8 protein-coding genes and 1 pseudogene are annotated in these 10,666 nt (G+C 57.0%); 5 read left to right on the forward strand and 4 right to left on the reverse strand.

Annotated features, from left to right (window positions below):
• Positions 1–331 precede the first annotated feature (331 nt).
• Positions 332–1,558 carry an ABC transporter substrate-binding protein gene (locus tag CT676_RS32950; RefSeq protein WP_244623340.1) on the forward strand — a complete coding sequence of 409 codons (1,227 nt, stop codon included), beginning with the start codon at positions 332–334 and terminating at the stop codon, positions 1,556–1,558.
• 280 nt (positions 1,559–1,838) lie between these two features.
• On the opposite strand, the gene CT676_RS32955 is transcribed toward CT676_RS32950, so the two are convergent.
• From CT676_RS32955 to CT676_RS32970, 4 genes are all read right to left on the reverse strand, one after another.
• Positions 1,839–3,034, reverse strand: a protein-coding gene (locus tag CT676_RS32955) for an IS3 family transposase (protein WP_135216216.1) whose coding sequence is annotated in 2 segments (ribosomal slippage) — positions 1,839–2,785 and positions 2,785–3,034 — 1,197 coding nt in all. Because the reading frame shifts where the segments join, the coding sequence is not laid out codon by codon here.
• Positions 3,035–4,537: 1,503 nt separating this feature from the next.
• Complete coding sequence (locus CT676_RS45480; protein WP_244623336.1) at positions 4,538–4,954, reverse strand: hypothetical protein; 417 nt, start codon at positions 4,952–4,954, stop codon at positions 4,538–4,540.
• Positions 4,951–5,406, reverse strand: a complete 456-nt coding sequence (locus CT676_RS45485; protein ID WP_244623337.1) for a hypothetical protein — start codon at positions 5,404–5,406, stop codon at positions 4,951–4,953. Before CT676_RS45485 ends, CT676_RS45480 begins: the two co-directional genes overlap by 4 nt.
• 694 nt (positions 5,407–6,100) lie before the next feature.
• Positions 6,101–6,925, reverse strand: a complete 825-nt coding sequence (locus CT676_RS32970; protein ID WP_167768234.1) for a biotin/lipoyl-binding protein — start codon at positions 6,923–6,925, stop codon at positions 6,101–6,103.
• Positions 6,926–7,100: 175 nt separating this feature from the next.
• On the opposite strand from CT676_RS32970, the pseudogene CT676_RS32975 reads away from it, so the two are divergent.
• The 4 genes and pseudogenes from CT676_RS32975 to CT676_RS32990 form a co-directional block, all read left to right on the forward strand.
• Positions 7,101–7,307, forward strand: a pseudogene (locus CT676_RS32975) (transposase); the annotation flags it as partial.
• A gap of 703 nt (positions 7,308–8,010) precedes the next feature.
• Positions 8,011–8,307: a hypothetical protein gene (locus CT676_RS46305; protein WP_343287555.1), complete on the forward strand. Its 297-nt coding sequence runs from the start codon at positions 8,011–8,013 to the stop codon at positions 8,305–8,307.
• 351 nt (positions 8,308–8,658) lie between these two features.
• Positions 8,659–9,465, forward strand: a complete 807-nt coding sequence (locus CT676_RS32985; protein WP_167768236.1) for a HAMP domain-containing sensor histidine kinase — start codon at positions 8,659–8,661, stop codon at positions 9,463–9,465.
• A 30-nt stretch (positions 9,466–9,495) separates the two neighbouring features.
• Complete coding sequence (locus CT676_RS32990) at positions 9,496–10,581, forward strand: LysR family transcriptional regulator (RefSeq protein WP_135216221.1); 1,086 nt, start codon at positions 9,496–9,498, stop codon at positions 10,579–10,581.
• The last annotated feature ends 85 nt before the right edge of the window (positions 10,582–10,666 follow it).

Raw genomic sequence — 10,666 nt, forward strand, 5'->3', positions numbered from 1 at the left:
TAGGATAGTCCAATAAGATTGGCTTAGACAGTTCGAGTTGCCAAGTTGCGGGCCCGACGACGCAGACGAAGGTACAGCTTGTTCTTCGGCCCGTAATGAGCGAGCACTGGCTTGCTTTGCCGCAGTGCCAAAAAGCCCTCCCATCATACGTTGGTATAAACGGGACTAAGCCAAAGGGAGGTGGCCGGGTGCGCGAGGATCTGTAAAATACGGCTCTTGAACAGAAGCCCCGAGAAGGAACACTTAGTCCTCGGGACCAGAAGACAGTATTACGCGTTGCTCCAAGTGTTGTCGCGCCACTTTTCCAAATGGCAAGGGGATGGTTGACATGATGCAGCTCCGCTTCATTCTGCTGGTATCCGTCGCGTTGACACTTGCGTTCACCGCAGGTCCGAGTGCTGCTCAGAAACATTATGACCCCGGCGCATCAGATACCGAGATCAAGGTCGGGAATATCATGCCGTATAGCGGGCCCTTGTCGGCTTACGCGCAAATAGGTCGAACACAAGCGGCCTTCTTCAGGATGGTGAACGATCACGGCGGCATCAACGGGCGCAAGATCAGTTTCATCAGTTATGACGATGCCTTTAGTCCGCCAAAAACCGTGGAGCAAGCGCGGAAGCTCGTCGAAGGCGACGAGGTACTTTTCATTTTCGAGAGCTTAGGCACCCCTACAAACGCGGCTATCCAAAAGTACATGAACGAGAAGCACGTCCCTCATTTGTTTGTAGCAACCGGAGCGAGCAGGTTTGGCGACTACAAGACCTTTCCTTGGACTATGGGTTGGCAGCCGACCTATCAAACCGAAGGCCGCATTTATGCAAGATACATCCTGGAAAATCACCCAGAGGGCAAGATCGCCATTCTTTATCAAAATGACGATTCTGGCCGCGACTACTTGAAAGGTTTGAAGGACGGGCTCGGCGAAGCCGCAGCAAAGCGAATGATCGTTGCCGAAATCTCGTACGATTTGACCGAGCCGACGGTGGACTCGAAGGTGGTGGCGCTGAAATCATCGGGCGCCGACATTTTCTTCGACGAGGCGTCGCCCAAGTTCGCTGCACAAGCGATCAAGAAGGCGGCAGAAATCGGTTGGAGGCCGACCTTGATCCTGGCCAACATCTCGAATTCGGTAGGTGCAGTCCTCAAGCCGGCGGGACTCGAGAACTCTAAGGGTATCATTTCTGCAAACTACCTCAAGGACCCAACCGATCCAAACTGGAAGGATGACACGGCCATCACGGAATGGACGGCTTTCATGGATCAGTACTTTCCGGATGGCGACAAGAGCTCCATCTTTAACGTGTATGGGTACGCGACCGCGCAGACGCTTGTACGGGTTCTCAAGCAGTGCGGTGACGATTTGACGCGTGCTAACATCATGAAGCAAGCGGCCAGTTTGAAGGATATTGAGCTCGGCGCGCTCCTTCCGGGCATCAAGATCAACACCAGCGAGATCGATTTTAACCCGATTGAACAGATGCAGCTCTCGCGCTTCAACGGTGAGTACAATGAACTGTTCGGCAAACCGCTCTCTGGTGAAATCGGCACGCAGTAACGGACCCTATTTTGGTGTGAGTTGCTGCTACCTATCCGACCGTGCTCTCCGGGAAGCAATCGGCCTACGCTTGCACCTGCCGGCGACAATCTGCTGAGCCTGGTGTCCCCCGACCAACGCGAGGGGGGTCCAGACCTGCTTTTCGGATGAAGCATTTCCACTACTTCGTGTGCCAAGTTGACCACAGCACGTTGGCAGGGCAGGAATTTCGTCATCAGGAACAAAGAGCTTTAGGAAGATTCTCGGTCCTTCTCTCTGGATCTGGCCTGAGCCCCAAAGATCATCCAGCGATGGGAAGAATCCTTTGGTCATTTGAGCCTGTGTCGCTCGGTGATGCAACGGGATGGGGCGCGGAGCCCTCGACACGGCGCAGCGTCCCGTCCCGTTGCATGTCGGGCGCTGTTAGCCTGGCGTAAGTTGATGGCGGCAGGTTGCCGATCCCGCTGTGCGGACGCACGGTGTTGTAATCGTCCTGCCATTCGGCAAGCAGCTCCCGAGCATGATCGATTGACGAGAACAGCGTCTCGTTCAACAGCTCGTCGCGCAGTCGTCCATGGAAGCTTTCCACGAAGGCATTTTGCTGCGGCTTGCCTGGCGCGATGTAATGCCACTCGATCCGGGTGAGCTGCGACCAACGCAGGATGGCCATGCTGGTGAGCTCGGTCCCATTGTCGCTGACGATCATCGTTGGGCGGCCTCGTCGGGCGATCGCGGCATCGAGCTCACGACCCACCCGGATCCCCGACAACGACGTGTCGGCCACCAATGCGATGCATTCCCGGGTGAAGTCATCAACGACAGCCAGGATACGAAAGCGTCGGCTGTCGGTCAGCGTGTCGCTGACGAAATCCAGTGACCAGCGCTGGTTCGGTCCCTGCGGCAACTCCACTGGAACCCGTGTTCCGAGAGCTCTCTTACGTCCACCTCGACGGCGAACCTGCAGCCGCTCCTCGGCATACAGCCGCCTCAGCTTCTTGTGGTTGATAAGCACGCCTTCACTGCGGAGCATGAGAAGCAGACGGCGATAGCCAAAGCGCCGGCGTACCGACGCCAAATCGCGCAGGCGGACGCGAATGGTCGTATCGTCAGATCGAAGACTGAGATAGCGAACCGTGGACCGATCAGCCCCAATCACTTCACACGCCCGCCGCTGACTGACCTGAAAACTTGAACAAAGGTAAGCCACAGCCTGCCGTCTGGCGACGGGCGTCACCATTTTTTTGAATTGAGGTCCTTTAGCATGGCGTTATCGAGCATCGCCTCGGCCAACAGCTTCTTCAGCTTCGCACTCTCGTCGGCAAGGACCTTCAGGCGCCGAGCTTCTGATACGTCCAGGCCACCATACTTGGCCTTCCATTTGTAGAACCTCGCGCTGCTGATCCCGTGCTTGCGGCAAACATCTCCCGTCTTCGACCCCGCTTCCTGCTCCCGCAGGATCGCAATGATCCGCTCTTCCGTGAACCTCGACTGCTTCATCTCCGTCTCCCTCAAGGTGACGGACTCTACCCAATTTTGGAGGAAGTTCAGGGGCTCAGGTCAGATCTGTAATCTTCCGATTGCGTCATTTTATCGCGACGTACCGCACGTCCATCCTCCGTCGGTGCCTTTGCTAAGGCAGCCCGTGAAGGCTCCTAACGTAGCACGCCCGTTCACGTTGCGCTGACGACGTGCTCTGCCGGTGGCCAGCAATCGCGCCTCCTCCCTTCTGGGCATTCTGGTGCCCTCGCAATGTGAGACGCCGATGCGCCCATCGATCGTGCGCCTGCACGTCATGCCTTAACGCTTCACTGTCCACCGAAGGATCTCGAAGATTCGATTCCAAGCCATTGGAGAGAGTTTGGGTGACGACCTTTGCTCCGAGAGGCACCCAACAGGACCAACGCATTCCATCTGAAGTGACCCATACCATTGTATAGGCTTTATCATCTTTCCCCAGCTCTCGGTCCCACCAACGTGCGATTGCGGCCCCGGACCTGATCGTTGTTTGATTGGTTGCGCCGACAGGCATCATCTGAGGGCCATCGAACACTGGGAAATGCCATGCAAATCAATGAACTCCTACATGCTAGCATGCCGCCCCGACAAGATGTGTTAGGGCAAATTCTGGATATGCCGAGAACCCAAGAAGCAGAAGTTGTAACGTTTGGACCCTATTGTTTGATACCCGGCAGACGTCTTCTGCTCGAGGGCCAGGATCACGTTGAGCTTGGAGGACGGGCTTTCGACATACTAGTGCTCCTGGTGAAGAGATCGGGAGAAGTTGTGGCTCTTCGAGAGATTTTGGAGCACGTTTGGCAGGACTTAATGGTTAGTGAGTCAAACATCCGAGTTCAGGTATGCGAGCTTAGACGTGCATTAGCTCCGAAGTGTCAGCGCTCCATCGTGACTGTACCCATGAGAGGCTATGTGTTTGTTGCGCCGGTGCAGCGTCTCACCTCCCGTCAACTCAACGGGTATCCTGTGCCAACCTAAGTTCGGAAGCACTCGGGTAGGACTTTTCTGATTGTTGCGAGTCTTCTCGCGCAAATCGCACGTGCGAACGACTCCTAAATCGTCAGCCCGACGGCGCAAGGTTCGTTCATAGAATCGATCATGGCGCCCGTTGCTGCGATGAGCTTCTTGCTTGGCAGACGGTCAAGGACATTGGGGCTAATCTAAGAGGTGGCTGGCGCCGCCGAGATGCGAGACCCAGTATCCGATTCGGACCACCTGCACGCCTTACGCCTGCCTCGCTCAATTCGGCAGTAGAAAAGGCGTACTTGACAACAGCCCCGAGCCGTCAGGCCTCCCCTACTTGGCCGTGATCCCCTCCTCGGCCTACTACTGGGATCGAAATCTATGCTCACATTGGCTTGGGAAGGGGCCTCGCCGCTCGCGCTCGCGCGTGGCGGGGCGCTCGGACGGGTCGCGCCTGAGCTTGGATTACAGCCGAGCTGGTGCCTGAAAAACGGCCCCGGCGCTATGAACTGGGAATGTGCGTCAGATACTGGTAGATCGCTTCAGCTCGTCATCATCCATTTTCCCGACCGAACGCCACGGCATTTGTTCGCTGATTTGATGGCCGTTGGGGCCGATGCCGGTGCGCATGGCTGCAGTGAAGCCGGCGAGCGTCCAATCCTTGACCAGATTCAGGTCGGGTCCAAGCGGCGCCAGCTGCCCGGGTACGCCGCCGGTCAACTTCTCGCCGTGGCACTCGCGGCAATCTTGGTACGACAGGATGTACTCCGATTCGTAAGTCGGCCCCTTCAACGGCCCCGAGACATGGCCTGTGATGATCGGCTTGGCGGGCGGCAACATGCCTGCACCGAGCATGACCAGGCCGAGGATATTCATTCGATCGGGCGGATCCGGCGTCGGATTTCCTACCGCAGCCACACTGCGAATATAAGCGATCAAGCCTTGATATCATCGTCGCTCAACCGCCCGGCCCTGATGGAGGACATCATGGTCAGCCATCGGCCGTCCGCGTCGATGCCGTTACGAATGGCGCGGAATATCTCGCCATCGGACCAATGTCTCAATGACCCGGTCGGAGTTAGGTTTGCAGCCACGAACGATCCAATTGGATACTGGAGTTCAACGGCCAGATCGTAGCCGCCGGTGAGCGTGCCGGTCTGTGAATGGCACGCACCACAGAGACCGTCGGCGATGCCCTTGCCACGTGCAAGCAGCTCGGGCGTCGCCGTAACCTTGACGTTCGGGATCGAGGCCGAGCGGCGATGCTGCTCGATCATCCCGAGCGACATCAGCATGCTGACAGACAATGCCACAGCGGACAGCCCCCCTAGCAGACCTGCACCGCCCCATTTGATGGCACGCGTTTCAGCCAAGTGCGGAGGCCAGACCATGCCAATATTGCGCCCACGGCAATCAATGCGAGCACTTCAACTATATTATGCATGGTACTCCCGGATAGGTGATGCGTAGGAGAGATCGGAGCAGGATGGGATTTGCTGGTGGTTTACGCTGATGGCGGCGCTAGCGGCTGGGCCGCAGGTGCACGGTCGCGTCCGCACGGTTAGACTTCCTACAATTCAACGCTGGACAATTCTGAGCCAGGATCACTACGGGACAATTGCGAAGCGCGAATTCGGGTTACAGCGGTAATGGTCGGAGTCCGCCACCGTCCAAAGAAGAGCGAGGCGGCTGCCGATCGCTTCAATCGAAGCAAGCCGCCGCTTCGCAACGTTATTGCTGAACGGCCGATCAATCCGACCAAGCCTCGTCTACAGCACGGTCCCAGACGCAAGCGCCCGGACGCTTCAAGATTCGACCGCAGCCGGGCGAGCGTATCGGCAAATGAATAGCTACTCTCTAACCTCTCGGGCGTCTCTTTCGACGTGCTCTGCCACCCCGAGGTGCTCGACGGAGCAAACAATAATATGCCGGTCGAAATCGCTTCCATTTGGGGCGGTCGCGATCGGCTCATCCAGCGCTACGTGCAGCCGCAAGGAAGTGAAAGAACCGCAATGGTGAATGAGCATGCTGCAGCTCTCCGCCATGTGCTTGCCGACGTTCCCAAATCTGCCCGGAGAGCGCAACCTACACCTCCTCAGGAGGCTTTAACGGCCCGTCGATCCACTTCCAAGTATCAGGATCGTGCAAGGGATCGGGTTCAATTCTTGAGCTGTATCCATGCTTCATGGTCCCACCGATTCGACGCCTTGCCGGCTTGATCTGGAGGCCCAGGCGCCTGGAATCGACAACCAATGCCATGAAAGTAGAGGTGACCTCACTGATGATGCTGACTTGCCTCCACCAGGGTCGGCCTGCCGCGCGCTCCTGAGGACGGCCGGTCCCGTTGTTAGGATGGCGACAGGGGGGCAATGGGCCCGCCGGCGGCTCGGTAATCGCCGCGAGAAGAAGCAAGCCAACCGCGGCGGCGGCAAACGCGAGCCAATAACTATCGATGTACGCCAATACATTTTCTTCCCGAGTCTCGACCTGCCGAGCCACCGCAGCTTGCTCTGCGGCTTCCGCTTGCGCAATCGCCGCATACTGTAGTTCTGTTTGTTTGGTCAGGTTCTCCAACGCGGCCCGTGCGGCAGCTACATTGGCTTCTGCCTGGGCAACGATCGCAGCAAATTCCGAATTATCGATTTGGGCCAGAAGGCCCCCGGCTCGGACAGATTCAAAGTGGTCGACGGCGACAGTCCGCACCTGCCCAGCAATCCGAACCGACAACCGCGTAATGTGGGCTCGGACATGAACATCATCTGTGACCTGGGTTGACGTACCCCCGACCCAATCGTTCCAACGCACACCGGCAACACAGACCAGGGCCACAGCCAGCAAAACGGCGGCGATCGGCAGAACCAGACGGCCTATGAGTCGATGTCCTCGCTCGCCAGCTTCTACCGTAACCATCGTCTTTCCCTCCCGTGCTACGCATGGACTACCTAGGCGGCCATCGGCGTGGAAGTGAAACGACGTCATTGCGCGGCTGAACAATGGTCATTGTTCGCCGTCAGGACCTTTGAGACAAATAGAAGGACTTCACGAAGGGAGGATTTCTGGTTCATCGTAGCCTTAAGGAGCGAAGATGGAGCAAAACTCTGGACCGGGCAAAGCGCCGGCAGAACGAGTCCTGAAAGACATCCGGCGCCAAACGCGCGGGCACTACTCGGCCGAAGAGAAGATCCGTATCGTGCTGGAGGGGCTGCGCGGCGAGGAGAATATCTCCTAGCTCTGCCGCCGCGAAGGCATCGCCGCCTCGATGTATTACGGGTGGTCCAAGGAGTTCCTGGAAGTCTTGAACGAGGCTTGGCCATTGCCACAGAGCTACATGACTTCACTCAGCAGCTTCATTTCCTAGCTCGCCTGAATACTTTCCTTTATAGGACGGGCGATTTTCGTGGCGCTCTCGCTGTGGCAAGGCAGGCAAGAACGATTTCGAGACGTCACAACATTCCAGCTGGGCAAGTGACCGCCGAGTGGATGCTTGGCGTCGCCTATCATTGCGTCGGAAGTCAAGATGCTGCGCAACGCCATTGCCAACGGGGCTTTGCGCACTCCAAAAACTATGCGGTGCACGATCCGAGCTTTTTTGGCTACGATCATCGAGTGCGTGCGCTCGTCGGTCTGGGAGGCACGCTTTGGCTACGCGGGTACGCAAACCGCGCGACTAGTACGGCGGAGCAGGCGATCCGGGAGGCGGAAGTCCGCCGTCATCCGATTTCGATATGCATTTCTCTCTATACGGCGCAAGTATTTCTAAGAGCTGGCCTCGTCCATCGTGCAGCCGAACTTTCAGATCGATTGAGCGATTACGCCACACACCACGGGTTGGATCCGTTTCGCTTCATTGGCTTAGCGTTCAAGGGCGAGGTTCGCTTCACAATGGGGAGCTTGCTTCGGGCACTGATCTGCTCCGACAGGCGTTGGCGTCACTCGACTCTGAACAGCACAACATGCTCCGTACCGTATTCTCTGGCGCTCTCGCGGAGGGACTTATGCGATTGCGACGTTTCGACGAAGCGCTGGTCATCGTCGACGAAGCTATACATCTGGCAAACGGTTCCGGGGCTGCGCTGGAGCTTGCCGAGCTGCTTCGTATACAGGCCGAAATTCTCGCTGAGAAGTCGCAACTAGGAAGTCATTGCGCGATAAACGCGATCCGCCGATCCTTGGAAGTGGGTAAACAGCAGGCCGCGCTGGCGTATCAACTGCGCTCCGCGACCACCTTTGCGCGCTTGGAAGATCGGCAAGGCCGCGACCACGGCGCCAGAGCAATAGTTAGATCCATTTAGGAACAATTTACAGAAGGATGAAGCGCCTGATCTCCTAGCCGCTCGCCTCCTGCTGGACAGATGGGGTGAAAATGATCCAGCACTAGATACTCCATCCAGCTGCGAGTGTAGCGGAGGTTAGCGAACGCACGGCGAATTCATTAGGAATTCGAATGGCGCGATAGGCTCATCAAATGGGGGATCGCCCTAGCTGGATGCGGCTCCAAAATTCGTGCTTATCCGAAAAACGGCTGATCCTGGTTGGCCCTCTTTACAAATTCTTAGCACGTTTAACTCGAACGCCGGCGTATGCGGGGTACCATTCGTCATAATGAATGTTCTTTCACAGCCATTAGGCTGAAAGGAAACACTATGCACCCCACACACATTGCCTTGGATCGAGACGCGGCTGGCCGAATTGCGATTATGCCGGAGCATGCCAGTGAGGGAAGCGGCCAATCTCACATCGCAACGGAGTTCGAGACGGTCCTACTCGCTATCGCGGGGCACGATCTTCGTCAGCCGTTGCAAGTGATCCAGAGTGCACACGAGCTGCTTGGCATGGGAATTCGAACCAGCGCTGAGCTACGCCTGCTGCAGACAGGCCAGAACGCGATCGATCGCCTCAGGGAACAATTGGCATTGCTTACCACCGCGCTTCGAATCCAGGAGCATACCAAGTCTCTCAAGCTGACGCCGGTTTGCGTAGGAGAGGTCTTGCGGCAGGCGTACCAGGACAACGAGGAAACCGCATTGAGCAAAGGGGTCAGCGTTCGCTTAGTTAGTTCCGGTGCGATAGTGAGAAGTGACGGTCTGCTGTTGCGAGCGGCTTTGCGCAATTTGCTGAGTAACGCCATAAAGTACACGCAACCAGGTGGACGCATCCTTCTTGGTTGCAGGCGCTGCGGTTCAGACCTTCGGATCGAGGTGCACGACACTGGCATCGGCATTGCTAGCGAACAGATGCCAAGAATATTTGATGCGTTCACGCGGCTTGATCCGATGCGGAACGACGGCCTCGGCATCGGGCTTTTTATTGTCAGACAGGCGCTCGGCTTGCTGGGACACCGAATTTATGCGGCATCGCGCCCATCACTTGGATCTTTCTTCTCGATCTTTGCGACGAGGTCCGAGCTGCCGAAGTGTGACGATCGCCCCGTGGATCCGACTTGTCGCTGACCTATACTCCCGTAACCACCCTGGCTAATCATGACAACGATACTGAACAGGCTTGATTTAAACCTTCTAAGGGTCTTCGACGCGGTGATGGAGGAGCGCAGCGTACTCCGGGCTGGTCAGAGGATATGTCTGAGCCAGTCCGCGGTCAGTCATGCCCTTGCCCGATTGAGAGAAGTCCTAGGGGACGAACTCTTCATCCGCACTCCGAACGGAATGCAGCCGACTGCCCGCGCACTCATGATGGCCCCCCTCGTACGTCAGGCATGGAAATCGTTAGAGACAGCAGTTGGCGTACCTAAGTTCGAGCCATCCAACGCAAATCGGCAGTTCACGATCGCCGTAAGCGATTTCGTGACGATTGTGATGGTACCTCGCTTGCTAGACCTCCTTAGGCATGAGGCGCCCCTAATCGACCTCGTTGTTCGCTCCGACAGCACCACCGAATTGGCTGAGCAGATCGACCTGGGACACGTTGACGCCGCCATCGGGACTTTCTCGCACATTGCACCCAGATTCAGGTCACAGTCGCTCTTCGCGTGCGACGATGTGCTAATCGCCGGATCTTCTCGACATCTTGGAAGGTTGTCTGTCGAGTCGCTTTCGGAACTCTCGATCGCGGCGATCTCGTTGCATGGCCAACAGAATGAGCTTGCTGAAGGGTTCGTATCCGAACGCGGATTATTTCGGCGATCAGAAATGTACGATCGGGCTGCTTTGGAAAAGGCGCTTTCGACCTCGGGCCAGAGCGCCCGGATAATGGTCTCGCTGCCACATTTTTTTGCCCTACCGACGCTTCTTGAGCAATCGGAGTTGACCGCGATCGTGCCCCGCCCACTAGCCGCGTCAATGTCCCGCACACAATCGCTGACAACGTATGAGCTGCCCTACAAATCCGAGTCGGCCGAGGTCGGCGTTCTGTGGCACGAACGCACAACGAATGACGCGGCCCAGCAGTGGTTCCTCAACATACTATCGCGTGCTACTGAACATCTGCGCGATCGATCCGCAGGGCATATTGCAGGATCAAAGCGTTCGTTTATTGGCACCACATTGGAGTGGGCCCCTCGGAGCAGACGGGGTCAGGCTGCTGGTTTGACCGTTAGCCGGGTGTGTTGATCCTCGAATTGCACAGGACTGAGATAACCGAGTGCCGAGTGAAGCCGTCGACGGTTGTAAACCTCCTCAAGGAAGCGCGGAAGGT

Origin of the sequence: Bradyrhizobium sp. MOS001, assembly GCF_004634465.1 — a bacterium.
GTDB classification, from domain to species: Bacteria; Pseudomonadota; Alphaproteobacteria; order Rhizobiales; family Xanthobacteraceae; genus Bradyrhizobium; species Bradyrhizobium barranii.

Excerpts from the sequence above, each read along its gene's own strand:
- CT676_RS32950 (WP_244623340.1), top strand. The coding sequence starts at position 332 with ATGCAGCTCCGCTTCATTCTGCTGGTATCCGTCGCGTTGACACTTGCG.
- CT676_RS45485 (WP_244623337.1), bottom strand. The coding sequence starts at position 5,406 with ATGGTCTGGCCTCCGCACTTGGCTGAAACGCGTGCCATCAAATGGGGC.
- CT676_RS32970 (WP_167768234.1), bottom strand. The coding sequence starts at position 6,925 with ATGGTTACGGTAGAAGCTGGCGAGCGAGGACATCGACTCATAGGCCGT.
- CT676_RS46305 (WP_343287555.1), top strand. The coding sequence starts at position 8,011 with ATGCGATTGCGACGTTTCGACGAAGCGCTGGTCATCGTCGACGAAGCT.
- CT676_RS32985 (WP_167768236.1), top strand. The coding sequence starts at position 8,659 with ATGCACCCCACACACATTGCCTTGGATCGAGACGCGGCTGGCCGAATT.
- CT676_RS32990 (WP_135216221.1), top strand. The coding sequence starts at position 9,496 with ATGACAACGATACTGAACAGGCTTGATTTAAACCTTCTAAGGGTCTTC.